Source organism: Neobacillus sp. FW104-15D2, from assembly GCF_058790155.1.
Window position 1 is genome coordinate 22,431 of the sequence record NZ_JBYTCJ010000021.1, and the last position, 25,671, is coordinate 48,101.

The following is a 25,671-nucleotide window of genomic DNA, read 5'->3' on the forward strand; positions in this document are numbered from 1 at the left end:
ATGAACAAAGGTGAGCTTTTATACGAAGGAAAAGCAAAGAGAATCTATTCCACCGAAGATGAAGGCATAGTTTGGGTTGAATATAAAGACTCAGCCACAGCTTTCAATGGTGAAAAAAAAGCTAATATTGCAGGTAAGGGCATGCTGAACAACCAGATTACTAGTTTGCTATTTTCAATGCTTGCCGATAAAGGTGTTAAATCTCACTTTATCAGCAAGTTATCCGAAACAGAACAGCTGGTAAAGCGGGTGAAGATCATCCCTCTTGAGGTAGTAGTTCGAAATCTGGCTGCCGGCAGCCTTTCCAAGCGGCTTGGAGTTCCAGAGGGAAAAGCTTTCACCAGGCCAATGGTTGAGTTTTATTACAAAAATGATGATCTTGGCGACCCAATACTGACAGAGGACCATATCAGAGAAATGGAATTAGCCACACCTGAAGAATTAAAGGAACTAAAGAATAAAGCTTTGGAAGTAAACTCGGTTTTATCATTGTATTTTAAAGACCTTGGCATTAACCTTGTTGATTTTAAACTTGAATTTGGAATAGACCAAGACGGCATTATTCTTCTTGCAGACGAAATTTCTCCTGATACATGCAGGCTTTGGGATATAGCTACAAATGAAAAGCTGGATAAGGACGTTTTCCGCAGGGATTTAGGAAGCCTGACAGAAGCTTACACTAAAATTCTAAAGAAAGTAGGAGGGCAAACAGCATGTACAAAGTAAAAGTTTATGTAACTTTAAGGGAAAGTGTATTGGATCCACAGGGGGAAGCTGTAAAAAATGCTCTTCACTCCATGAATTATGGAGAAGTTGGAAGCGTTCGAATCGGAAAATATATGGAGCTTGAAATTGAAAAAGGCAGCAAAGAAGTTGAGGAAACAGTTAATGAAATCTGCAGCCGTCTTCTATCTAATCCTGTAATTGAGGATTATCGTTATGAAATTGAGGAGTGTGTGGCCCTGTGAAATTTGCTGTGATTGTTTTTCCAGGATCCAATTGCGACCTTGATATGTTTCATGCCATTAAGGATGAATTAGGTGAAGAGGCAGATTATATTTTTCATGACAGTGAAAATCTTGATGGCTATGATGCCATCCTTCTTCCAGGTGGTTTTTCTTACGGAGACTATCTTCGAACAGGTTCCATTGCCCGTTTTAGCAATGTAATGAAGGAAATTATCAAGGCAGCTGAAGCAGGAAAGCCTATTCTGGGAGTTTGCAATGGATTTCAAATCCTTCTCGAGACAGGCCTTCTTCCTGGCGCTATGCTTCGCAATGAAAATATGAAGTTTATTTGCCAGGATGTCCAGTTAAAAGTGCAAAACAATGAAACGTTATTTACCACCGGATATGAAAATGGAGAAATTATCACTATTCCTATTGCTCATGGTGAGGGCAATTACTTTTGTGACACAGAAACCTTAAAAGAACTCAAGAATAACAAGCAGATTGTTTTTTCATATGAAGGTGTAAATCCCAATGGCAGCATTGAAAACATCGCTGGCATTACGAATAGAAAAGGCAATGTACTGGGGATGATGCCACATCCTGAGAGAGCGGTAGATTCTTTGCTTGGAGGAGCAGCTGGCTTAACGCTATTCAAATCAATCGTCAAAAACTGGAGGGAAGCAAATGTTATTAAAGCTTGAGCCAAGTCCGGAGCAGATTAAAGCAGACCGTCTTTATCGTGATATGGGATTATCTGATCAGGAATTTTCGATGATTGAAAGAATCATAGGAAGATTGCCTAATTTTACGGAGACAGGACTATTTTCAGTAATGTGGTCAGAACACTGCAGCTATAAAAATTCCAAGCCTGTTTTAAAAAGATTTCCAACAACTGGGGAAAGGGTACTTCAGGGACCAGGTGAGGGTGCAGGAATCGTTGATATCGGGGACGGGCAGGCAGTTGTTTTTAAAATTGAAAGCCATAATCACCCTTCAGCAATTGAGCCCTATCAGGGGGCGGCAACAGGTGTAGGAGGAATTATCCGCGATGTCTTTTCCATGGGTGCAAGACCTATAGCCATTCTAAATTCTCTGCGTTTCGGGGAACTTGATAACGAAAGAGTAAAGTATCTATTTAAAGAAGTGGTTGCCGGAATCGCAGGCTATGGTAACTGCATCGGTATTCCAACTGTTGGAGGAGAAATACAATTCGACGCTTCCTACGAAGGGAATCCTTTGGTAAATGCCATGTGTGTTGGATTAATCGACCACGACAGCATTAAAAAAGGCCAGGCGCATGGCGCGGGAAATACCGTTATGTACGTTGGAGCCAAAACCGGCAGAGATGGAATTCATGGGGCCACTTTTGCTTCAGAAGAACTGACTGAGAAATCGGAAGAGAAAAGACCAGCCGTACAGGTTGGCGATCCATTTATGGAAAAGCTCCTTTTGGAAGCTTGTCTTGAGGCAGTTAAATCAGACGCTTTAGTCGGAATTCAGGACATGGGAGCGGCAGGGCTAACCAGCTCTTCAGCCGAAATGGCCAGCAAAGCAGGCATGGGAATAGAAATGAATCTTGACCTTATTCCACAGCGCGAAACAGGTATGACTCCATATGAAATGATGCTGTCAGAATCTCAGGAACGCATGCTTTTGGTGGTGGAAGCAGGCAGAGAGAAGGAAATTAGCGATATCTTTTTAAAATATGGATTGGAAGCTGTTCGGGTTGGGCAGGTAACAGAGGATAAAATGCTGAGACTTCTTCATCACGGTGAGGTAGTAGCCGATGTACCAGCGGATGCACTTGCTGAGGAAGCTCCTGTTTATCATAAACCTTCCTCAGAACCACAGTATTTCCGTGACTTCCAAAGTATCGGAGAAGAGATTCCTTCAGTTGAAAATTATAAAAATACATTCCTGAAGCTATTGGCACAGCCAACCATTGCCAGCAAAGAGTGGGTTTACAGCCAATATGATTATATGGTCCGGACCAGTACCGTAGTTTCACCTGGTTCAGATTCAGCCGTTGTCCGCATCCGTGGCACAAGAAAGGCATTGGCTATGACAACAGATTGTAATTCCCGTTATTTATATCTTGACCCTGAAATGGGAGGGAAAATAGCAGTTGCTGAAGCAGCAAGGAATATCGTCTGCTCCGGAGCAGAGCCGCTTGCGATTACTGACTGCCTGAACTTCGGAAATCCGGAAAAACCTGAAATTTTCTGGCAGATTGAAAAAGCAGCGGATGGAATCAGTGAGGCATGCCGTACCCTTGCCACTCCGGTCATCGGAGGGAATGTATCGCTTTATAATGAAACAAATGGAACAGCGGTTTATCCAACTCCCGTTATTGGAATGGTAGGCCTTGTGGAGGACCTTGATCATATAACAACTCAAAGCTTTAAAAATGCAGGGGACCTTATTTATTTAATAGGTGAAACTGCAGCTGAATTTGGAGGAAGCGAGCTGCAAAAGCTTACTGCCGGCAGGATTTATGGGAAGGCGCCAGCTATTAATTTGGAAATAGAACAGCAAAGACAGTCCGAAATTCTAGCAGCGATCCGTTCAGGACTGGTTTCCTCGGCACATGATCTTTCAGAAGGCGGCTTGTCTATTGCACTGGCTGAATGTTTAATGGGAACAAATGGGCTTGGTGTGAAGGTCCAGATTGAAGGGGAACCTGTCACTAATCTTTTCAGTGAAACTCAATCACGATACCTTTTATCTGTCAAAAAAGAACACCAATCAAAAGTAGAGGCAATGATTGAGGGTTGTGTATTGATTGGAGAAGTAAACGACTCTGCAGCTCTTGCCATCTTCTCAGAAGACGAGGAACTGATTAAAGCTGACGTTAAAGAACTTGAAACAGTCTGGAAAGGGGCTATCCCATGCTTGCTGAAATAAAGGGTATGAATGAGGAATGCGGCATATTCGGTATCTGGGGGCATCCCGATGCTGCTCAAATCACATATTATGGACTTCACAGCCTGCAGCACCGGGGACAGGAAGGAACAGGCATGGCAGTTTCCGATGGGGAGCAGCTTAAAGGCTATAAAGATGAGGGTCTTGTGACAGAGGTTTTTACTCAAGAGGCACTTCAGGGATTAACTGGAAAGGCTTGTATAGGGCATGTACGCTATGCTACGGCAGGCGGAAGCGGCTATGAAAATGTCCAGCCGCTGCTGTTCCGTTCTCAAAGTGGCAGCCTTGCCCTTGCCCATAATGGGAACCTTGTTAATGCAGTTTCCTTAAAACATCAGCTGGAAGCACAGGGCAGTATTTTTCAGACCAGTTCAGACACTGAAGTTCTCGCACATTTAATTAAAAGAAGCGGCTTTTACGAAATAAAGGATAGAGTTAAAAACGCTCTTACTATGTTAAAGGGTGCTTATGCATTTCTTATTATGACGGAGAAAGAAATGCTTGTGGCACTGGATCCTAACGGGCTGCGTCCGTTATCTTTAGGTAAATTAGGTGACGCATATGTGGTTGCCTCAGAAACCTGTGCCTTTGATATTGTTGGTGCAGAGTTTATTCGGGATGTTATTCCTGGTGAACTGTTGATTATTTCTGATGAAGGCATTAAATCAGAGTTCTTCTCCATTAACACTACGAGAGCTATTTGTACGATGGAATATATTTATTTTTCAAGGCCGGACAGCAATATTCATGGGATAAATGTCCATACAGCCAGAAAGAACCTTGGAAAACGGCTTGCTAAAGAAGTGTCTATCGAAGGGGATGTTGTAACCGGCGTGCCGGATTCAAGTATTTCAGTCGCAATTGGCTATGCGGAAGCATCCGGAATTCCTTATGAATTGGGGCTAATTAAGAACCGTTATGTAGGCAGAACCTTTATCCAGCCATCTCAGTCACTGAGAGAGCAAGGGGTAAAAATGAAACTTTCTCCTGTAAGGGGAGTTGTCGAGGGCAAAAGAGTCATCATGGTAGATGATTCTATTGTCCGCGGTACTACCAGCAGGCGTATTGTCTCCATGCTAAAAGAGGCAGGGGCATTAGAGGTACATGTTGTTATCAGTTCACCGCCTATTAAAAATCCTTGTTTTTATGGAATTGACACCTCCACAAAGGAAGAGCTAATCGCCTCGAGACATTCAGTTGAGGAGCTTCGGGAAATTATTGGAGCAGACTCTTTAACCTTTTTAGGTGTAGAAGGAATGCTTGAAGCAATCGGGCATCAAGGCGAGGGCAGTTCATGCGGACAGTGCCTTGCTTGTTTTACAGGCAACTATCCAACAGAAATCTATCCAGAAACAATGGGAGTTCCTCTTCAAAAGTGTTAATAAAGGGATCCGGGAGGTCACAAAATGGCAAACGCATATAAACAGGCTGGAGTAGATATTGAAGCAGGCTATGAGGCGGTTTCAAGAATGAAAAAACATGTTAAAACAACCTGGCGCCCGGGCTTAATGGGTGGCCTTGGGGGTTTTGGAGGAATGTTTGACCTTTCTGCACTTCATTTAAAGGAGCCCGTTTTGGTCTCGGGTACTGATGGCGTCGGGACTAAACTCATGCTCGCATTTATGGCAGACAGACATGATACCATAGGGATAGATGCTGTTGCGATGTGTGTGAATGATATTGTGGTTCAGGGTGCCGAACCCTTATATTTTCTAGACTATATCGCATGCGGAAAAGCCCTCCCAGAAAAGATAGAAATGATTATTAAAGGAGTTTCAGAAGGCTGCGTCCAGGCAGGATGTGCTCTCGTTGGAGGAGAAACGGCAGAAATGCCGGGAATGTATGATATAGAGGAATACGATCTTGCCGGCTTTGCTGTAGGCGCCTGTGAAAAATCAAAAATTATAACTGGTGCTGATATTACAGAAGGAGACGTACTAATCGGCCTTTCATCAAGCGGGCTTCATAGCAATGGATTCTCCCTTGTGAGGAAAGTTCTCCTTGAGGACGCTCAAATTGATCTTAACAGTATGGTTGAAGAACTTGGCTGCACTCTTGCAGTTGAATTGCTAACACCTACTAAAATTTATGTAAAGCCAATTTTATCAGCTTTAGAAAAGTTTAACATTAAGGGAATGGCCCATATAACAGGCGGCGGTTTTATAGAAAATATCCCCCGCATGCTTCCGGATGGTCTTGGAGCGAAAATTTACGAAGGCCAATGGCCAATTCACCCAATCTTTCATCTCCTAGAACAAAGAGGACAACTAAAGAGGTCTGAAATGTACAATATTTTTAATATGGGAATTGGTATGGTAATAGCGGCAGCTCCTGAAGATGTACCCAATCTAATATCACACCTGGAGGAACAGGGTGAAACCGTATATAAGATTGGAATAGTTAAATCGGGCGAAGGCATAGAAATTGGTGACTTCCTATGAAAAAAGTAGCAGTCTTTGCGTCAGGGAGCGGCAGCAACTTTCAGGCAATTGCCGATGCAGTCGTTTCCGGTAAACTGCAGGCAGAAATAAAACTGCTTGTATGTGACCGACCGGGGGCTCAGGCCATAAAACGTGCTCAAAAAATGGGTATTGACCAGTTTGTCTTTTCGGCAAAAAGCTATAGCTCTAAGGAAGAATTTGAACGGGAGATTCTCACGGAATTAAAAGAGAGAGGGATTGAGTACTTAATTTTGGCTGGATATATGAGATTGATAGGACCAACTCTTTTATCTGAATATCCGGAGAGGATTATTAATATCCATCCATCCTTACTTCCGGCTTATCCCGGAAAGGATGCTATTGGCCAGGCACTTGAAACTGGTGCATCCAGAAGCGGTGTTACCATTCATTTTGTTGATGCGGGAATGGACACCGGACCCATTATCGCCCAGCAAACAATAGAAATTGGGTATAATGAAACTCGGGAAAGCTTACAGGAAAAAATACATAGACTCGAACATCAGCTTTATCCTGTAACCTTACAAAAACTACTAACTAGAAAATAGAGGAGTGTCATGATGAAGAAACGTGCATTAATAAGCGTATCGGATAAGGAAGGAATCATTGAATTTGCGGCTGGTCTAGAAAAACTTGGATTTGAAATACTTTCTACCGGCGGAACTAAAAAAACCCTTCAGGAGAATGGCATTTCCGTTAAAAGTGTAAGCGAAATAACTGGATTTCCGGAGATTTTGGAAGGCAGAGTAAAAACCCTTCATCCGATGATTCACGGGGGGCTTCTGGCAAAGGCGGATGATCCATCCCATAAGGAGCAGTTAAACGAGCATGGAATTGTTCCTATACAGATTGTTTGTGTAAATCTTTATCCTTTCAAAAAGACGATTGAGGTGCCAGGAACAACCTTTGAACAGGCAATCGAACAAATTGATATTGGCGGGCCTGCCATGCTTAGGGCTTCAGCTAAAAACCATAAATATGTAGCTGTTACAGTTGATCCCGCTGACTACCCTTCAATATTAGGTGAACTGAATGAGTACGGAGAGGTCCAGCCTGCAACGAAACAGAGATTAGCAGCGAAGGTTTTCAGACATACTGCCGCTTACGATGCTCTGATTGCTGAATATATGACAGGATTAACTTCTACAGAAGCACCTGAAAAATTAACGGTTACATATGAATTGAAACAGGGGCTGCGATATGGCGAGAATCCGCACCAGAAAGCATCCTTCTACCAAAAGCCGCTAGGCTCATCTTTTTCGATTGCTAATGCGATACAGCTTCATGGAAAAGAACTGTCTTACAATAATATTAATGATGCGGATGCGGCCCTTAAAATTATTAAGGAATTCTCTGAACCTGCTGCAGTGGCTGTTAAACACATGAATCCTTGCGGTGCGGGAACGGGAAAAACGATTTATGATGCCTTTACTAAAGCTTTTGCAGCAGATCCTGTTTCCATTTTTGGAGGTATTGTGGCATTAAATCGTGAGGTAGATCGTGAAACAGCTTCAAAACTACACGAAATATTCCTTGAAATTATTATTGCTCCCGGATTCTCGGAGGAAGCTCTAGATATTCTAAAAGGGAAAAAGAATGTCCGCCTGCTGGCTATTCCATTTGAGAGTGAACCGAAGAAAGAAATGCGCTTAACATCTATCGAGGGCGGGCTTCTGGTACAGGATAACGATGAATTCTCTATAAAGGATGCGGAAATCAAGGTTGCAACCAAAAGAGAACCGACTGAAGCTGAGTGGAAGGCTTTAGAGTTTGGCTGGAAAATGGTGAAGCATGTTAAGTCTAATGCAATCGTAGTTAATGGAGAAGACATGACTTACGGCATCGGCGCTGGCCAAATGAACCGTGTCGGTGCGGCAAAAATTGCCCTCGAACAAGCAGGTAAAAAAGCAAATGGAGCAGTTATAGCATCCGATGCATTTTTCCCAATGGATGATACAGTAGAAGCTGCAGCAAAAGCCGGGATTACAGCGATCATTCAGCCTGGCGGATCTATCCGGGATGAGGATTCCATCAAAAAAGCCGACGAGTATGGTATTGCAATGGTATTAACCGGAATTCGACACTTTAGACATTAAAATAGCCATGGAGGTGCCGTTTGTGAATGTGCTGGTAATTGGCCGCGGTGGCCGTGAGCATGCGATTTGCAGGAAACTAAAGGAAAGCAGATTGGTGAAAACTGTTTATTGTGCTCCTGGAAGTGAAGGCATTAGGAATGTGGCTGAGACAGTTAATATTCAGGAAAATGAACAGAACAAACTTGTAGATTTTGCTAAAAAAAATAAAGTTGAATTAACGATTATCGGTCCGGAGGTTCCTTTGCTAGAAGGCCTTGCCGATCGTTTCTCCGCAGAAGGTCTCCGTGTTTTTGGGCCGAGCCGAGAGGCAGCCCTGATAGAAGGAAGCAAAGGATTCGCAAAGGATTTAATGAAACGTTATACAATCCCTACTGCCGATTACCGCACCTTCACTGATTACGAAGAGGCGGCTGAATATATTAGAGTAAAGGGAGTTCCCATTGTCATAAAAGCAGATGGCGTGGCGGCAGGAAAAGGTGTATCTGTTGCTTTTACATTGGAAGAAGCTTTGGACAGTCTGACAGAGATGATGCTGGATAAAAGATTTGGTTCTTCTGCGGATAAGGTTGTAATTGAAGAGTTTTTACAGGGAGAAGAGTTTTCCTTTATGGCCTTCATCAATGGAGAAACAGTTATCCCATTGCAAATAGCTCAGGATCATAAGCGCGTATATGACAATGACCTGGGACCAAATACTGGTGGAATGGGTGCGTATTCGCCAGTACCTCAAATTGGTGAACAAACCATTGCTGAAGCTGTGGAAACCATTTTAATACCAGCCGCTGCTGCCATGGTTAAGGAAGGGAAAAGCTTTTGCGGAGTCCTTTTTGCAGGCCTGATAAAAACAGAGCACGGACCAAAAGTGATTGAATTTAATGCGCGATTTGGAGATCCTGAAACACAGGTAGTTCTCCCTAGAATGAAGTCCGATCTCGCAGAAATAATTCTTGATATTTTGGAAGGAAAAGTTCCTGAGATTGAGTGGCATGAGGAAGCAATGGTTGGCGTTGTACTGGCATCTGGAGGTTATCCGGAAGCCTATGAGAATGGCAAAATCATTAATGGCTTGAACTCACTTCATGAAAGTACTTATCTATTCCATGCTGGGACCGGAAAATCAGACGCGGGACAGTGGACCTCAAATGGAGGGCGCATCCTTCTCGTTGGGTCTAAAGGAAACACAATTGCCGAGGCACAGGAAAAGGTATACGGAGAAATGAAGAAAATAAGCTGTTCTGAAGCATTTTATCGTAAAGATATTGGGAAACGTGCTATTGGGTATAGTGTTACCCCTTAATTAAAAATACCCAAATAATCGAGACTCTGTCCCTTCCAGGACAGAGTTTTTTGCTTGGCTAATCAGAATTTATTTCCCTAACTTCTGAACGCACGATGGACAGGATAAGGAAGGCTTCGTCAGCAATATCATCGCACGAAGGAAAAGCACTAGCTTTTCCGAGGATGTCCTAGTCAGGCGAAAGGCACACGATGTGCCGTTTTGAGCGTGATAAGCACAACTAAGGTATCCGCAAAGGACTTGGCGAATTCCAAGTTTTTTTAAAACTTACCTGTCAATGTTCCTTGACATCCAATTGATTTAAAAAAGGAGGAATTGTGATGTTACCAATCTTCAATGACATCACTTTGGTTCTAAAAAAGAGAAAATGTGATGTTACTAATCTTCAATAACATCATTTTGGTTCTAATAAGGAGAAAATGTGATGTTACCAATCTTCAATAACATCACTTTGGTTCTAAAAAAGAGAAAAAGTGATGTTACTAATCTTCAATAACATCACTTTGGTTTTAAAAAAGAGAAAAAGTGATGTTACCAGTCCCCACTATTATCACTTTGGTTCTAATAAGGAGAAAAAGTGATGTTACCAGCCTCCACTAATATCAATTTGAGGTTAAAAAAAAGTGAAGTCGAAAAATGCTCATATCAACATCAAAAGGACAAAGTTCCCCTTCAAGTTAAATCAGTGGGAAACCTCTCCAATAAAAATTAGATTTCCGGTATTGAACCTTTGTAAAACTGGAGGTTACTACGCCTACTATTAGTATGGTTAACGCTGAATAGAGAAAGCTTTTTAATCCCAGTATGTTATATCCTAATAAGGCTACAAAACCATCAAGGAGAAATATCATAAGACCGATATTGATGGGGGAAGACTTAGATATTATGTAAGCTAATAAATCGGTTCCTCCCGTACTTGCCTCATATCGGAGCATCAGTCCAATTCCCAATCCGATGATAGAGCCTCCCAAAACTGAACTCAGTAAAATAGGAAGTAAAAAAAAGTGCTGCAAGGGTGCCAATGAATCAATAAAAGTGGAGGAAACTACAAGACCTAGCAGGCTGGTATAGAGTAAATGGCGACTCACAAACCATGCAAATAAACAAAGGGGGAGGCTAAGCAAAATCATACACAATCCGACCTGGATACTGTATTGGTAATGGATAATTAGGGCAAGTCCAACAATCCCGCCATCCAATAAATGGTGAGGGATTAAAAAGCCATTGATACCTGTTCCAATTAATAGACTTCCAAGGAATACAGTAACGATTTTTATAAGGATGGCAATCACCTAGCTTTCATTAAACTGAAATAAATTAACGTTTATTGACTAAAATAATAGTAATTCCAAAAATTAGAGAAATGAAGGTGACGATCCAGGTAATATTAAAGGCTATGCCAATATCCAGATTCATTAATGATTTATTATTCATTCTCTCACAATAAAGAGCATAGATAAGGGGAATGGAACCGATAAGTACTAATAGATTAAATGAGACCTTTTTAAGTGGTGATCTGGAATTGAATTGATTAAATAAGAATGAAAATGAAGTATATAACAATCCAAGGGATACAACAATTTTAGCAATCAGCACCGCATATCTCTCCTTTAAAATCCCCATTTACTTTAAGCTTGTTTCTTTTATAAATATTTCCTGCCAGCCAAAAATATTCTTTGAATAAAAAGAATAGGACAATGATCGAATGTTCTGGATTGAAAATTTGATAATCCAAAATTTTTATAGACAGCATTTTAAAGATTATTCTTAGAAAGGATAAAGGGGAATTACCGTGGGTTTTGACCGTAAAGGACATTGAAAAAACCTGCAGCTTCTATTCAACTATTAAGGGAATGGAAATTATTACATTCGGTGATAACCGAAAGGCTTCTAAATTTGGAAATCAAAAGATTAATCTTCATCTCTGGGGAAATGAATTTGAACCAAAGGCAAATATGCCGACTCCTGGTTCTTCTGATTTATGTTTTATTTAGGAAACTCCCATTAATCAGGTTTTAAAAGAAATAGGAGAGCACGAGATTATAATTGAAGAAGGACCAATTGAACGACTGGATCTCTGGTGAAAAAAAGTTACTATATATTTTAGAGATTTGGATTTAAATCTACTAGAAGTTTCCAATTATATAGAAGAAAAATAAAATTCCGTTCGGACGGAATTTTTCCGGATAGCCGGACTGGTTAGCCAGACTTTTCCGGATAATCGGATTATATTGTCTTGAAAAAGAAGTTTAATAAAAGGAAAACATATGGAAGCACCCTACAAGTAGATTGATTTTTTTGATAATTAGGAAGATATAAATATCTTGGCACGAATCTTGCAACTAAACTAATGTAAGCAGTTAAGAAAGGGGGAAGGTTTGAGAAGTTTTGTAAACGCTTACTATTACTCTGTAAGAGGTAAAGAACGATTAAGGGGGATTTAAATGGATTTAATTGTAATTTTATTGGCGTTAGGACTTTTAATGTTTGTGGCGTATCGCGGATTTTCTGTTATTTTATTTGCTCCACTATGTGCACTTTTTGCTGTTTTATTAACACAGCCAGGTTACGTTCTGCCATTCTTTTCTGGGGTATTCATGGTTAAGATGGTCGGCTTTATTCAATCTTATTTTCCTGTATTTTTATTAGGTGCAATCTTTGGTAAGGTAGTTGAGATGTCAGGACTTGCGGAATCAATTGCTAAAACAATCGTAAAAGCGATTGGTGCAAAGAGAGCCGTTTTGGCTATCGTTCTTTTGGGAGCCATCTTGACATATAGCGGAGTAAGTTTATTCGTTGTTGTATTTGCTGTTTATCCTTTTGCTGCACACTTGTTTAGAGAAGCAAATATTCCTAAACGACTTATTCCGGGAACTATTGCATTGGGAGCCTTTACCTTTACAATGGATGCATTGCCGGGCACTCCGCAAATTCAAAACGTAATACCGATTGCTTTCTTTAAAACGGATATATATGCAGCTCCTGTATTGGGTATTTTAGGAGGAGTTTTTGTATTTCTCATTGGTTATTTATATCTAGAATCAAGACGCAAGAAGGCAGAAAAAGCTGGAGAAGGCTATTTTGGATTTGGAACTGAAACTGCGGCGGCTGCAGATAGCCAGGCAGCTATACAAAAAGGGGAGACAGTTCCTGACTTTTCGACCCAGCAATCTCTTGGCAAACAAATCATGGCCTTTGTTCCACTAATACTAGTAGGCGTTATGAATAAAGTATTCGTAACCTATATTCCAAAATGGTATCCTAATGGCTTTGATTTCTCAGCAATCGGATTAAAAACCTATGCTGTTGATGTTCCAGCAGTGGCTGCAATCTGGGCAGTAGAATTGGCGTTAGTGGTAGGTATTTTTGCTACCATGGCATACGATTGGAAACGGGTAAAAGCTAATTTCAAAGAAGGTCTTAATTTAAGTATCGGAGGCGCACTCCTTGCAACTATGAACACAGGATCAGAATATGGATTTGGAGGGGTTATTGCCTCACTTCCTGGTTTTAAAACGGTTAGTGACGGAATTTCCGGAACTTTTTCTGACCCGCTAGTGAACGGTGCTGTTACTACAACTACTTTGGCAGGTATTACAGGCTCTGCTTCAGGCGGTATGGGTATTGCATTAAGCGCAATGTCTGAAAAATATAATCAGGCAATCCAAGCAGCCAATATTCCTCCAGAGGTTATGCACCGGGTTATCTCTATGGCATCAGGTGGTATGGACTCACTTCCGCACAATGGTGCTGTTATCACGTTACTAGCGGTAACTGGTCTTACACATAGGCAATCTTATAAAGATATTTTTGCCATTACGGTTATTAAAACAGTTTCTGTTTTCTTCATTATTGCTCTGTATTCATTGTTTGGAATTGTGTAACAACAGACTAACAGTGAGATTACAATCACTGGCAGTCGGTTAGCAAATCTAAACATTGATTAAGAGAGGAAGAAAAAGTATGGGTAAATTGCTAGAAGGAAAAGTAGCTTTTATTACCGGTTCCGGAAGTGGAATTGGCCTGGAAGTAGCTAAGTCATTTGCAAATGAAGGCGCAAAGGTGGTTATTTCTGATTTAAATAAAGAAAGCAGTGAAAAAGCAGCAGAGGAATTAAAAGAGCATGGATATGATGCTCTTTCTGCTCCTTGTGATGTTACAGATGAAACCGAGTTTAAAAGCAGTCTTGAGTATGCTCATCAGGTATATGGTAGTCTCGATATTCTTGTGAATAATGCTGGCCTTCAATATGTTTCACCAATAGAGGATTTTCCTACTGAGAAATTTAAATTATTGATTAATGTCATGCTTACAGCTCCTTTCATTGGAATAAAAACTGTTTTTCCAATTATGAAAAAGCAAGGGTATGGAAGAATCATCAATATGGCATCTATAAACGGTCTAATTGGATTTGCTGGAAAAGCAGCATATAATAGTGCGAAACATGGAGTAATCGGTTTGACCAAGGTGGCAGCTCTTGAAGGTGCAGAGCATGGCGTAACAGTCAACGCTCTTTGCCCAGGGTATGTCGATACACCACTTGTTCGAAACCAAATGAAGGATCTTGCCGCGACTAGAAATGTAGCATTGGAAAGCGTTTTGGGTGAAGTTCTTTATCCTTTAATTCCACAAAAGAGGCTATTGTCTGTCAATGAAATTGCTGATTATGCCGTGTTTCTTGCCAGCGATAAAGCCAGAGGAGTGACTGGGCAGGCTGTCGTTTTAGACGGAGGTTATACTGTTCAGTAACTTTAATAAACGAGAGGATCCCAATCAAAGGGGGTCCTTTTATTTTTAGAAGATTAAAAATTTTATCGGCTTATCCCATATACCTCTGATATAATGGTTATAATTTGAACGCGTAAAGGGGATATTGCTATGAAATTAGGTATCGACCATATCCCGTATGAATGGATAGAACAAATTATTAGTCTCTCAGCTGAAAGAATTGTGGTTGTTGACCGTGATGGAGTTATCCGTTACATCAGCGACCCCTATTGTGATTTCCTTGGTACATCTGTTGAATATGCAACAGGACGTTATGTGGGGGAAGTTATAGAAAACACTAGGATGCATATCGTCGCACGGACTGGACAGGCAGAAGTGGCTTCGGTTCAGGCCATAAAAGGAAGTGAAATGATAGCGAATCGATATCCCTTGATTGTTGACGGGGAACTTGTAGGTGCTTTTGGAACCGTAATGTTTCGAAGTCCTGAAGAATGGCGGGATTATAACAGAAAAATTCAGCCACTTCTTCAGGAATTGAAATTTTATAAAACAAAGTTCGAGAGTGAGCTTAAGAGTAAGTACAGTTTCGATGATATTGTCGGAAACAGTCCATCCTTTATTGCTGTAAAGCAATTTGCCGAGAGAATTTCTGTAAGCCAGTCAGGTGTTCTTCTATTAGGAGAATCAGGAACTGGAAAGGAACTCTTTGCCCATGCTATCCACAATAATAGTACACGTGCTGCATTTCCTTTTGTACCAATCAATTGTGCGTCAATCCCCGATCATTTATTGGAGTCGGAATTATTTGGTTATGAAGAAGGTGCTTTTACAGGAGCCAAGAAGGGCGGAAAAAAAGGACAATTATATGTGGCTAACTATGGAACTATTTTTCTTGATGAAATCGGTGATATGCCGCTGGCCATGCAGAGCAAGCTTTTAAGAGTCCTGCAGGAGAAGGAAATTCAGAGAATTGGCAGTCAAAAAACAATCCCCATCGATGTGAGGGTTATTGCAGCTACACACCGGGATTTAGAGAAATTGGTTCTGGAGGGGAAATTTCGCTCTGATTTATATTACCGGTTAAATGTTATAAAAATCGAGATTCCTTCTCTAAGGAAAAGAATAGAAGATATTGTTCCCATAGCTCTTAGTCTTTTAAAAAAGCTTGAGAAAAAATTCAATCGGGGGGGAATCGAGCTTTCAGAAAAAGCCTCAGAAAGGCTTAAGCTTCATTCCTGGCCGGGTAATATACGTGAATTGGAAAACGTTCTTGAACGTGCGTTAAATGTCCTGGATGGAAAAATGATAGATATTTTTCACCTTCCACTCTACCTAAGAGATATAGATCCAGGCCAGCAGGGATTTAAAAATTCAGTTGTTTCTTTCAGTGTTGAAAAAAAGGAAGAAATAAAGTCTTTAAAAGAAGAAATTGCAATAGCTGAGAAAAATACCATTTTACGGGCCATAAATGCTTCCGGGGGAAATAAGGTGGAAGCTGCAAGACTTTTGCAAATTAGTAAAACTACTCTCTATGATAAATGCAAGCTGCATAATATTAAATAAATCTGCTATAAACCTTCCTGTCGGGAGGTTTTTTTATTTAGGTCAATCGGCGGGATAAAATCCGGAAGGGATTGGAAAGATAGGAGAGATAATGAAAAATCCACTAAAATATAGGTGTTTCTATGATTACCTTATCATACTTTCTTACCTTTGCATCTTTATGGGTTCTGACTGCTTTATTTGATTCGGCTCTATACCATTACTCTATTTGGGAGGGGCTGAAATATCTTCTTTTCACCGAGATTAGCTTGGATATGGCTTATCTTATAAGCAGCCTGCTTATCGGTCTTGCCTTTTGTATCGTGACGGATATCAGACTCTATCGGAATAAGAAAAAGGGTAATCAGGCAAAGGGGAATAAAAATTAATGCTTAAAGAAAATATTTCACTTACACAACTCGAAGCTTTGCTGATTAACTTTCTTCTAGGGAGTGCAATCGTAATTGGGATTGGCACAGAAGCGAAAAATGACGCGTGGATCGCAATATTAATTGCATCTTTAATTGGCAGTGGCATTATCCTGTTTTATTGGTTTTTAATGAACCGGCTCCCGGGGAAAACACTTTACGAGCTGTTGGAGTTCTGTTTTGGAAGGAAGTTCGCAATTCTTCTCTCCCATGGATATATTGTTTATTTTTTGTACAATTCCGGCAGGGTTATTAGAGATTTTGGTGAATTAATGGCATCAGCCATCATGCCTAATACCCCGATTGAAATCATTTCACTGACCATTTGCTTTGTTATAGGATATATTTTGTACCTTGGGTTGGAGGTTTTAGCCCGAACATCGGAAATTTTCACCCCTTATTTATTTGGTTTTATATTTTTGTTAACCATTTTTCTGCTGGTAAGTGGGAATATTGAAGTGACAAGATTACTTCCGGTTCTGGGGGAAGGATTTAAGCCTATTTTGAAATCATTGTTCCCTGGTCTGCTGACATTTCCTTTTGGGGAATTAATTGTTTTTACAGTTATCTTATTAAATGTAACTGATACTAAAAAAGGACGAAAGGCATCGTTAATAGGAGTCGGGGTTGCATCGTTTCTCCTGGTTTTTTCATCGATATTAATGATTGTAACGCTTGGTGTCGATGGAATTCTTCGTTCTAATTTCCCCTTGCTTAGTACAGCAAGGGAGGTAGCCATCGGCAACTTTATAGAAAGAATTGATGCGATTGTTGTTTTTATTATGATGCTAGGGATTTTAGTAAAGGGCTCTGTTTTTTTATATGGGGCATTAAAAGGATTGGAATATATATATAAGAAACCTTTCCGTTACTTTTCCATTCCCTGTGCGATGCTGGTTGCGTTTTATTCGGTGTTAATATCTGTAAACTTTGCCGACCATCTTCAGGAAGGGTTAAAATTGGTCCCTTACTTTCTTCATTTACCCCTCCAATTCGGAGTCCCAGCTGTAATGCTGGTTATCCTTTTATGGAAGCAAAGGAAAGGTAAAAAAAATAAAACGGGGTGGAATTATGGCTCCAATCAGAAGGCTAAGAAAAACCCGGGCTCTTAAAAAAATTGGAGAAATAAAAGAGGGCAAGGAAATGGTAATACCGGAACTAGCCAACAGCCTGCATAGCTGGAAGAAAACCTTATCAAGTATGTTTGGTAAATCTTTTGATTTTCGGGTAATTGAGGGAGTTATTAATGGTAAGGCCGGTATTCTTTTTTATCTGGAAAGCATGATTAATAAGAAGGAAATGGTCAAAACAACCAGCAAATTGTTTGTTAATAACAGGAATATACAACAGTTTCAAACAATTGATGAATTTTGTTCATATGCCCAAGAAATATTTGGAGGAATTAAATGTAAAATTCTGGACGATGAAAAGACCGTTTCAGAAGCAGTTCTAAATGGAAGCATAGTTATTGTAATAGAGGGACTTTTTGAAGCAATAGCTATTAAAATGTCAAATGCTGAAAAAAGAGCCTTAACGGAACCAAGCACACAGACAGTAATAAGAGGACCAAAAGACAGCTTTATCGAGGCTATATCTACTAATATAACCCTTATTAGAAGAAGAATTAAAAGTTCTAATCTAACATTTGAAAAATTCACCATCGGTAAGGACACCCAAACCGTTGTATATATAGGCTATATGGATGGCATTGTAAATCAAACTGTTCTAAAGGAATTAAAGGATAGGTTAAATGATATACAAGTGAGTGCGATTTTTGATTCAGGCAATATCGAGGAGCTCATAACTGATAAGACTTTTACATTTTTTCCATTGGCCTTAAACACCGAACGGCCGGATAGTGCAGCTGCGAATATAATGGACGGGAAAATAGTCATTCTGGTAGATGGAAGTCCTTTCGCACTTATAGTTCCAGCCGTGTTTGTAAACTTTTTCGAGATATCGGAGGATTTTTATCAGCCATTATATTTAGGCTCATTCTTAAGGTTTATTCGTTATCTTTCCTTTATGATTGCTCTTATTACTCCTTCTGTTTATGTTGGAGTATTAACTTATCATCAGGAATTGCTTCCAACCAGCCTGTTGCTGAGTATCATTGCCCAGCGGGAAGGTGTCCCTTTTCCAGGCGTAGTTGAGGTGCTTTTAATGGAAATAACCTTTGAAATTCTTCGGGAGGCAGGCATACGAATGCCAAAAGCTGTAGGGCAAATGGTGTCCATTGTAGGAGCGCTTGTTATTGGACAGGCTGCAGCTGAAGCAGGGATCATATCAAATATCATGATTATTATTATGGCAATAACTGCCATTGCAAATTTTGTTTCTCCCGTTTATAGCTTTTCCTCCGCCTCAAGGCTGATCCGGTTTATGCTGATTATTTCCGCAGCATGTCTTGGTCTGTACGGTGTATTCCTGATGTTGATTTTAATGGTTGCCCATCTCTGCTCGCTTCGGTCATTTGGGATACCGTACCTTTCACCTTTAGCCCCATTCATATTGGAAGATCAAAAGGATGTCTTTATTCGCTTTCCATACTGGGCTATGAGTAAGAGGCCAAAATACATGGAAACGGAAAAAGGCCAAAAAGCAAAACCAACCGCAAGTCCTTCACCGCCTCCAATGAAGGGAGAATAGGATAATGAGGGCCCGAAAATATGGAATTGCGGCAGCCTTTCTATCTGTTTTTTTATTAGCAGGCTGCTGGGACCAGCGAGAACTCTCAACAATATCTGTAGTAACAGGAATGGCAGTAGACAAGGGAGAAAAGGGAAAATATATTCTCACTATAGAAGCTGTTAATGCACAGGAGCTTAATAACAAGACCGCAAGTGGCTTTGCCCCATCCACTGTCTACGGTTTGGAAGGAGACTCAATGGAAGGCTTAGCCCAAAAGATGAATGTTGCTTTTTCTAGGAATTTAATCTACTCGCATATGAAAACCTTCATTATTAGTGAGGAAATTGCGAAAAAAGGAATGCTTGATTTTCTTGACTTCTTGGAAAGAGACCGAGAGATACGGGATGATTTTAATATCCTTATTGCCAAAGGTGTTAAAGCATCAGACATTTTAAGAGTAACTTACCAATTCCAAAAATCATCCCCCCTTAAGTTACATGCCCAGCTTGATTCGATGGTAAAAAATTGGGGCGGTGACCCTGATGTTCGTTTAAATGATATGATTGAAGCCCTCACTTCCACAGGACGCGAACCTGTAATGGCTACAGTTACGATTAAGGGCAACCCCCAAAAAGGTAAGAGTATTGAGAATATGCAAAAGGTTACCCCAGATGCCCTTGTTACTCTTGATTCGATGGCCATTTTTAAATCTCAAAAATTAAAAGGATTTTTAAATTTAAATGATACAAGAAATTATATATGGATAGAGGATAAATTAAAGCATACCTCCTTAACCGTTCCATGTAAAAAAAATCATTATTTTGATGCAAGGGTATATGATAACGCTACTAAAGTTGAGGGTTATCTGGAGAATGGTAAAGCAAGGATTACTGTCAGCGTCAGGGCTGAAGCGTATCTTAACGGGACTCAATGTGCCGCAGATTTGGTTAAGATTGAAGTATATAAAAAATATGAAGACATGCTGGAAAAGACAATTAAAAAGAATTTGTTGAACACTATTACCAAGGTGCAGAAACAGTATGGTCTGGACATTTTTGGATTTGGTGAAAAAGTAAGGCAGCAGGACTATAAAGACTATAAAAAGATTGAAAATAATTGGGAACACTATTTTAAAAATGCTGAAATTAAAGTAAATGTAACCGCAAGAATAAGAAGATCCGGCATCCGGACAAAGAGTTATTTAACGAATATAAAAAAGTAATAAATACAAAAAATCCTGATTAACAAAGACCAAAAGAAAAAGGGCCATATGCCCTTTTTCTTTTATTTATTATCGCATTCTTCCTGAGGTTTTTTAGGATCCCGTTCTGGCTCGATATCCTGATTTTGCTGGTTCTTTAAATTTTGTTCCACTGAATTATTTTGATTATCGTTTTGTTTTTGTTCCATGATAAATGCCTCCTTGAAGTTGTAATTACATACCTGTTTTGTATTTTTTATCACTTGAAGAAGTATGCTTAGACACATGCTCTTCTTTTTCTTCAATTTGTTCTTCCCTTAAATCCTCCATTGGAATGGGATCTACATTTTGTTCACTTTCAAATTTATCAAATAGGCTTTCTTTATCTGTCGGATATTGCTCTGGATTGTCCATGTCTTTTGGCGGATTGGCCATATATCGTTCCTTTTTGCCTTTTTCCATTTGAATATCACCTCACTAGTTTTTATATACCCGCCATTTTTTCAAAAAAAACAAAAATAATAGAATTACTACTGATCCTGAATGTGGCTAAATGTTTTTTAGCAAAAATTCTTAAAAAAGAATTTTTAAATGAGGCGGATACCATTTTCGGTTACGGTGAAGCATATCTGACAAATCATAAAATTAAAGAAATGGCTAGAAGAGAGTAGGAAACTCTGAATCAATCTTTATAATAGAAGATAAAGATTCAAGCGGAAGTCTAGGAAGGAAATCAATTAATCTTTTTTTTGAAAAGTGTAAGCTCTACTAAAGCTAATCGGAAAAGAGATCATAATAAAACGGCAGCTGTCGTGGAGACAGCTGCTGTTGTTTATGGTTAAGAAATATAAAGTTTTACCTTTTAAATTGTCTAGCTCCAGCGCCCAGCGAGTTTTCATCTCGGTAAGGCTTCCTTGAGTATCTTGCGTCAAGTATGACCTTTAGGTGATACTTGGTGCAGCTAGTGTCCATCCCACTTCTCCCTACGATAAGTCAACATCGAAATGCTTTGCATTTCGTGTTGTCCAGCTTCAGTGTCTAGGGGCTCGAGGTCATAAGCCAATCCGTCTGAAGGTTAAAGAACAACCTTCTCGCCGGCTCGTCTTATGCTTGTCGCCCCTAGTCAAGACACTTCAGCATTTCATTATCCTTTATCTCAGTCGAAGTGGAGGCGCGCAGGACGCGGGTCAGAAAGGCGTTGCCACAGGAAGTGGCGATCTTAGCCTTTCTTCAAATGGCCATACGTCGCTGAACGGGCGCTTGCGCTTTTCTTTTACATTATAAGAAATTAAAGCAAATCCGGATAGTCGCTGATAATCCCATCGGCTTTTAGCAAGTTCATTTTGATCGCTTCACGCTTATTATTTATGTTCCATACAAGCATTTTCATTCCAAGACTATGGATTATTTCAGCAAGATACCGATTGACTATAGTGATTTTTGGGTTTACATACGAAGCATATTTAGATATTTCCATTAGCTCAGTTTCAGTAATTCCACGGAAAGAATTTTTTATCAGAACACCGACTGGAATAGAAGGACACAAAGAATGAAAATGTTGAATGGCTTGGCGGTCAAAGGATTGGACGATAAACCTGCATTTATCGGAGGTATACCTTTTGAACTGTTCCGAAAGTACTTCTGTTATACCGGGATATTGAAAGGGTTTTTTTATTTCGATTAACAGACCGGCTTGTTCACTGTATCTTTCTAAAATATCCCGAAGCTCAGGGATACTTTCACCAGCAAACCTGGTATGAAACCAGCTGCCGGCATCCAAGTTTTTTAATTCGTTCATTGTAAAGTCGGAAACCTTACCCTTGGCGTTAGTGGTTCGATTCACGGAAGAATCATGAATAACAGCAAGCTTTCCATCCTTCGTCAAATGGATATCCAATTCAAGAAACTCAGCTCCTAGTTCAATTGCATGATCGAATGAAGCTATGGTATTCTCCGGACAATAACCAGCAGAGCCTCTGTGGCCAATTTTTAAAAAGGGATGTACTGGAAATTTTGATTTTCCCTTTTTATAAATTCCCCTTGAAAAAGAACCTAAAAAGATGGATCCGTATCTTTTATTTCTTCTCAATTGCACCACTCCGATCAGTGTAAAAATAGAAATAGTTTCGTTCCGCACCGGGCATGTCTATTTTAATGAATAATAAAGTCAGAATTTTAAATTGTCAAAAACTTAGCATTCAAGCATTTAAAAAGATATAATAAACACATGTTTGCTGCACTCTGTTTAGGGCCGAATAGCTTTGTAGGAGAGAATATTATGTGGAAAAAATGGATTATTATACTGGCAGTCGTGGCGGGGGTTATCTTTTTTGTTCCGTATAGTCTTCCGTTAATATTTGCTTTTTTAACAGCAATTTTGCTGGAAGGGCTTGTTAACTATTATCAGCGTAAGTTGAATTTGAGCAGAGTTAAATCTGTACTCGCTTCCTTTATTACCTATTTACTGGGTATCACCGTTATTGGCTATAATTTGTTTTTGCTGCTTTTTCAGCAGGCCCTTAGGCTTTCTGAAAAAACACCAACGTATGTAAAAGATCTTTATTCTACCGCGATAAAACCTTTAATCAAAAAATGGGAGTCTTATTCTAAAACACTTCCGCCCGATGCAATTGATTCTGTTGAAAATTCAATAAATAATGCGATTAATTCTCTTGATTCCTTCTTACAGGCAACCGTTCAGTTTTTAATCCACTTTTTAACTGGGATTCCCGGATTTTTGATTGAACTTCTTGTATATATGATTGCTCTTTTTCTTTTCAGTCTTGAGCTGCCAAATATAAAAGAAAAAGTGAAAGCCCATCTTACCCCGCAGACAAAGGAAAAGCTGTCCATTGTCATTAACCAGCTTACAATGGCTGGGTTAGGATTGATCAAGACACACATCTTTTTAAGTCTTCTCACTTTCATTTTGGCATTGATAGGTTTGGCGATTCTTGGAGTTAAATATACTGCTTTGATTGCTTTATTAATAGTAATCGTCGATATTCTTCCCATTCTTGGGACAGGCTCTGTACTTGTTCCCTGGGCAATTATTTCTCTTCTGCAGGATCAGAAATTTTTAGGAATTGGTCTGATCATTCTCTTTTTGGTAATAACGATCGTCAGAAGGATTATCGAGCCGAAAATGTATGCAACGAACCTTGGCATTTCACCGTTATCTGCGCTAATCAGTTTTTATATAGGCTTTAAATTGCTTGGCTTTATTGGTTTGTTTGCAGGTCCGGCCATTGTTATTTTGATCGAGGCATTAATTAAAGTAAACATCATACGATTCAACTTTAAGCTGTAAACGAACGCTTCCTGGCCGGGGGGCGTTTTTTTATTTCTGTAAAATATGATTTCTAGTCTTTCCAATCACATGTCTTACGTTAAGGGAACTCATTAAAATGCCAACGAATTGGGCGTTTTCACTATTTTATATAACCGGCTATAGCACATTTTCTTTAACCTGAATAGGATATATAGACTTTAAATAAGGAGGTAATGAAAATGTCTGGTGGCGCTCACGGCTACGGCGGCGGATTTGCCCTTTTAGTGGTACTGTTTATTCTTTTAATTATTATTGGTGCTTCTTGGGGCTACGGCGGTTGGTATTAAAATATAAAGGAGGTAAATAAATATGTATGGTTATGGATTTGGCGGCGGATGCTGCGGTTATGGTTATGGCGGTGGAGTTGGCTACGGTGGCGGATTTGCCTTAATCGTAGTACTGTTTATTCTATTAATTATTGTTGGCGCAGCTTGCTTTAGATGGTAATAGGGTAAAGGAAAGAGGCAGGATATAAATACCCTGCCTTTTTTACATTTAAACAGATTTTACCTAATATTGATAAAAATGTAATATCCGTTGATAACTTTTAAAAAATTTGTAGGTTTAATGGTTTATTTGTCATATCGACGGGTATTTAAACATTGTCAAATAGATAATTACTTTTTAGGGAGGAAACAGGAACCATGAAAAGGGGACTAGTTTTATTTATTTCAATTTTCTTTATTATCAGCCTGCTGGCTGGATGTTCTTCAGGGGGACAAGCAAATCAAGCCGAGGCAAAGACTAAAGACGGAAAAACCGTCGTTAATTTCTGGTCATTCTGGGGCTCAGAAACACGCAGACCAATTATTGATAAAATCGTAAAGGATTTCAATAATTCACAGGATAAAATTGTAGTAAAACATACATTCTTACCTTGGGGCGATATTTGGACAAAGAATTTGGCATCAGTTGCTGCAGGAAATCCTGCTGATGTAGTTATTAATGACATCAATACTGTTGCACAGCGCGCGAAAAACAACCAGGCAGAGGATTTAAGTAAATATGTAGATGATTCGTTCAAGAATCAATTCTATCCGCACTTATGGCAAACCGTTCTTTATAAGGACAAGCCTTATGGAATACCTTTTAATACTGATACCAGATTACTCTTCTATAACAAAACAGCTTTTAAAGAAGCAGGACTTGATCCTAATAAGCCGCCACAAACTTGGAAAGAGCTTGAGGAATACGCTAAAAAGCTGGACAAGAAAAACGGCAATCGATATGAACGAATTGGGTTTTATCCATTATGGGGAAGTATCGGTGCTTCATCTTGGATGGCAAGTGCTGATGGCGGAAAGGGCTTTATTGATAATGGTAAGTTAAACATTAATACACCGCAAAAAGTAAAGGCTTTAGAGTGGCTTCAGGGCTGGAAAGACCGTTTAGGAGATAAAACGGTTCAATCCTTCCAGGCGGATTTTGGAAGCCAGCAGGCTAATCCATTTATTGCTGGTAAAGTAGCAATGTGGGCTGATGTCGGCACATTCTATACTCAAATTCGTGATTATGGTAAAAACATGGACTTTGGTGTAGCTCAAATCCCTGCTTATGATGAACAAAGTAAACATTGGGCGGATGGCGGCGGATTCGTTGCAGAAGTGCCAAAGGGAGCAAAGCATCCAAAAGAAGCTATGGAGTTTATTAAGTACCTGACAGGTGAAAAAGCACAGAAATACTGGGCTTTGAAGAACTATGACAATGTTGCAAACAAAAAGGGCGCAGAAGCTGCTGCCAACGAACTTTCTGGTCAAGCGAAGGATGTTTATCAGATGTCAGTAGACAATTTGAAAGTAACAAACCTTTTTCCTACTCCAGTTGAATATCCAGATTATCAAAATCGAATTAATCCGTATATAGACAACGTTATGCTTGGAAAAACCTCTCCAGAAAAGGCTTTAAAACAAGCAGAAGAAGACGTTAAAAAAATGAAAAAGTAAGTTAAAGAGAGAAGGGGTGCCTTCTCTCTTTACTTAAAGGTCTAAGAAAGGGGAAAAGGGGAATGAAACCTTCTCAATCAGTAAATGTACTCGAAGATAAATACATCGAAAAAACTTCCACAGCAGCAAATACCCCTACCATC

The 25,671-nt window shown here is 39.8% G+C and carries 26 protein-coding genes; 21 read left to right on the forward strand and 5 right to left on the reverse strand.

Annotated features, from left to right (window positions below):
- From purC to purD, 9 genes are read left to right on the forward strand one after another with little or no spacing between them, the layout of a single operon-like run.
- Window positions 1–726: a phosphoribosylaminoimidazolesuccinocarboxamide synthase gene (purC, locus tag AC3WR0_RS16520; RefSeq protein ID WP_492553399.1), complete on the forward strand. Its 726-nt coding sequence runs from the start codon at window positions 1–3 to the stop codon at window positions 724–726.
- A complete protein-coding gene (purS, locus tag AC3WR0_RS16525) occupies window positions 714–968 on the forward strand; it encodes a phosphoribosylformylglycinamidine synthase subunit PurS (RefSeq protein ID WP_027323114.1) in 255 nt (84 codons plus the stop codon). Before purC ends, purS begins: the two co-directional genes overlap by 13 nt.
- On the forward strand, window positions 965–1,651 hold the full coding sequence (gene purQ / locus AC3WR0_RS16530; RefSeq protein ID WP_492553333.1) for a phosphoribosylformylglycinamidine synthase subunit PurQ: 687 nt from the start codon (window positions 965–967) through the stop codon (window positions 1,649–1,651). Before purS ends, purQ begins: the two co-directional genes overlap by 4 nt.
- Window positions 1,635–3,854: a phosphoribosylformylglycinamidine synthase subunit PurL gene (purL, locus tag AC3WR0_RS16535; RefSeq protein WP_492553334.1), complete on the forward strand. Its 2,220-nt coding sequence runs from the start codon at window positions 1,635–1,637 to the stop codon at window positions 3,852–3,854. The genes purQ and purL overlap by 17 nt, the downstream gene beginning before the upstream one ends.
- A complete protein-coding gene (gene purF, locus AC3WR0_RS16540) occupies window positions 3,839–5,254 on the forward strand; it encodes an amidophosphoribosyltransferase (protein WP_492553335.1) in 1,416 nt (471 codons plus the stop codon). Before purL ends, purF begins: the two co-directional genes overlap by 16 nt.
- Before the next feature lie 24 nt (window positions 5,255–5,278).
- Window positions 5,279–6,313: a phosphoribosylformylglycinamidine cyclo-ligase gene (purM, locus tag AC3WR0_RS16545; protein ID WP_492553336.1), complete on the forward strand. Its 1,035-nt coding sequence runs from the start codon at window positions 5,279–5,281 to the stop codon at window positions 6,311–6,313.
- On the forward strand, window positions 6,310–6,879 hold the full coding sequence (gene purN, locus AC3WR0_RS16550; RefSeq protein WP_492553337.1) for a phosphoribosylglycinamide formyltransferase: 570 nt from the start codon (window positions 6,310–6,312) through the stop codon (window positions 6,877–6,879). The genes purM and purN overlap by 4 nt, the downstream gene beginning before the upstream one ends.
- Before the next feature lie 9 nt (window positions 6,880–6,888).
- Entirely contained in the window at window positions 6,889–8,427 is a 1,539-nt protein-coding gene (gene purH, locus AC3WR0_RS16555) for a bifunctional phosphoribosylaminoimidazolecarboxamide formyltransferase/IMP cyclohydrolase (protein WP_492553338.1), read from the forward strand.
- A gap of 22 nt (window positions 8,428–8,449) precedes the next feature.
- Window positions 8,450–9,724, forward strand: coding sequence for a phosphoribosylamine--glycine ligase (purD, locus tag AC3WR0_RS16560; protein WP_492553339.1), 1,275 nt, complete (start codon window positions 8,450–8,452; stop codon window positions 9,722–9,724).
- Window positions 9,725–10,401: 677 nt separating this feature from the next.
- Here the strand turns inward: purD and AC3WR0_RS16565 are convergent.
- Entirely contained in the window at window positions 10,402–11,016 is a 615-nt protein-coding gene (locus tag AC3WR0_RS16565) for a YitT family protein (RefSeq protein WP_492553340.1), read from the reverse strand.
- 25 nt (window positions 11,017–11,041) lie between these two features.
- Window positions 11,042–11,320, reverse strand: a complete 279-nt coding sequence (locus AC3WR0_RS16570) for a hypothetical protein (RefSeq protein ID WP_492553341.1) — start codon at window positions 11,318–11,320, stop codon at window positions 11,042–11,044.
- Between the two features lie 203 nt (window positions 11,321–11,523).
- On the opposite strand from AC3WR0_RS16570, the gene AC3WR0_RS16575 reads away from it, so the two are divergent.
- The 8 genes from AC3WR0_RS16575 to AC3WR0_RS16610 all read left to right on the forward strand — a co-directional run bounded on the left by AC3WR0_RS16575 (window position 11,524) and on the right by AC3WR0_RS16610 (window position 20,275).
- On the forward strand, window positions 11,524–11,718 hold the full coding sequence (locus AC3WR0_RS16575) for a VOC family protein (protein ID WP_492553342.1): 195 nt from the start codon (window positions 11,524–11,526) through the stop codon (window positions 11,716–11,718).
- Between the two features lie 450 nt (window positions 11,719–12,168).
- Entirely contained in the window at window positions 12,169–13,608 is a 1,440-nt protein-coding gene (locus tag AC3WR0_RS16580) for a GntP family permease (RefSeq protein WP_492553343.1), read from the forward strand.
- A gap of 79 nt (window positions 13,609–13,687) precedes the next feature.
- The gene (locus AC3WR0_RS16585) at window positions 13,688–14,473 is read left to right on the forward strand and encodes a 3-hydroxybutyrate dehydrogenase (RefSeq protein WP_492553344.1); all 786 of its coding nucleotides are present in this window, start codon (window positions 13,688–13,690) and stop codon (window positions 14,471–14,473) included.
- A gap of 129 nt (window positions 14,474–14,602) precedes the next feature.
- Window positions 14,603–16,015, forward strand: coding sequence for a sigma-54 interaction domain-containing protein (locus AC3WR0_RS16590; RefSeq protein WP_492553345.1), 1,413 nt, complete (start codon window positions 14,603–14,605; stop codon window positions 16,013–16,015).
- Window positions 16,016–16,137: 122 nt separating this feature from the next.
- Window positions 16,138–16,383, forward strand: a complete 246-nt coding sequence (locus AC3WR0_RS16595) for a hypothetical protein (protein WP_492553346.1) — start codon at window positions 16,138–16,140, stop codon at window positions 16,381–16,383.
- A complete protein-coding gene (locus tag AC3WR0_RS16600) occupies window positions 16,383–17,534 on the forward strand; it encodes a GerAB/ArcD/ProY family transporter (protein WP_492553347.1) in 1,152 nt (383 codons plus the stop codon). Before AC3WR0_RS16595 ends, AC3WR0_RS16600 begins: the two co-directional genes overlap by 1 nt.
- Window positions 17,494–19,071 (forward strand): spore germination protein, encoded by a 1,578-nt coding sequence (locus AC3WR0_RS16605; protein WP_492553348.1) that lies wholly within the window; start codon window positions 17,494–17,496, stop codon window positions 19,069–19,071. Before AC3WR0_RS16600 ends, AC3WR0_RS16605 begins: the two co-directional genes overlap by 41 nt.
- 4 nt (window positions 19,072–19,075) lie before the next feature.
- A complete protein-coding gene (locus AC3WR0_RS16610; protein WP_492553349.1) occupies window positions 19,076–20,275 on the forward strand; it encodes a Ger(x)C family spore germination protein in 1,200 nt (399 codons plus the stop codon).
- A 62-nt stretch (window positions 20,276–20,337) separates the two neighbouring features.
- Here AC3WR0_RS16610 and AC3WR0_RS16615 read toward each other — a convergent pair whose 3' ends face one another.
- The 3 genes from AC3WR0_RS16615 to AC3WR0_RS16625 form a co-directional block, all read right to left on the reverse strand.
- Window positions 20,338–20,463 carry a 3-methyladenine DNA glycosylase gene (locus AC3WR0_RS16615; protein WP_492553350.1) on the reverse strand — a complete coding sequence of 42 codons (126 nt, stop codon included), beginning with the start codon at window positions 20,461–20,463 and terminating at the stop codon, window positions 20,338–20,340.
- Window positions 20,464–20,488: 25 nt separating this feature from the next.
- On the reverse strand, window positions 20,489–20,716 hold the full coding sequence (locus AC3WR0_RS16620) for a YczO family protein (protein WP_492553351.1): 228 nt from the start codon (window positions 20,714–20,716) through the stop codon (window positions 20,489–20,491).
- Window positions 20,717–21,542: 826 nt separating this feature from the next.
- On the reverse strand, window positions 21,543–22,343 hold the full coding sequence (locus AC3WR0_RS16625; RefSeq protein ID WP_492553352.1) for a glycerophosphodiester phosphodiesterase: 801 nt from the start codon (window positions 22,341–22,343) through the stop codon (window positions 21,543–21,545).
- A gap of 189 nt (window positions 22,344–22,532) precedes the next feature.
- On the opposite strand from AC3WR0_RS16625, the gene ytvI reads away from it, so the two are divergent.
- From ytvI to AC3WR0_RS16645, 4 genes are all read left to right on the forward strand, one after another.
- The gene (ytvI, locus tag AC3WR0_RS16630; protein WP_492553353.1) at window positions 22,533–23,564 is read left to right on the forward strand and encodes a sporulation integral membrane protein YtvI; all 1,032 of its coding nucleotides are present in this window, start codon (window positions 22,533–22,535) and stop codon (window positions 23,562–23,564) included.
- 200 nt (window positions 23,565–23,764) lie between these two features.
- Window positions 23,765–23,872, forward strand: coding sequence for a YjcZ family sporulation protein (locus tag AC3WR0_RS16635; RefSeq protein WP_492553354.1), 108 nt, complete (start codon window positions 23,765–23,767; stop codon window positions 23,870–23,872).
- 22 nt (window positions 23,873–23,894) lie between these two features.
- Complete coding sequence (locus tag AC3WR0_RS16640) at window positions 23,895–24,032, forward strand: YjcZ family sporulation protein (protein WP_081680176.1); 138 nt, start codon at window positions 23,895–23,897, stop codon at window positions 24,030–24,032.
- Between the two features lie 197 nt (window positions 24,033–24,229).
- The gene (locus AC3WR0_RS16645) at window positions 24,230–25,528 is read left to right on the forward strand and encodes an ABC transporter substrate-binding protein (protein ID WP_492553355.1); all 1,299 of its coding nucleotides are present in this window, start codon (window positions 24,230–24,232) and stop codon (window positions 25,526–25,528) included.
- Window positions 25,529–25,671: the final 143 nt, after the last annotated feature.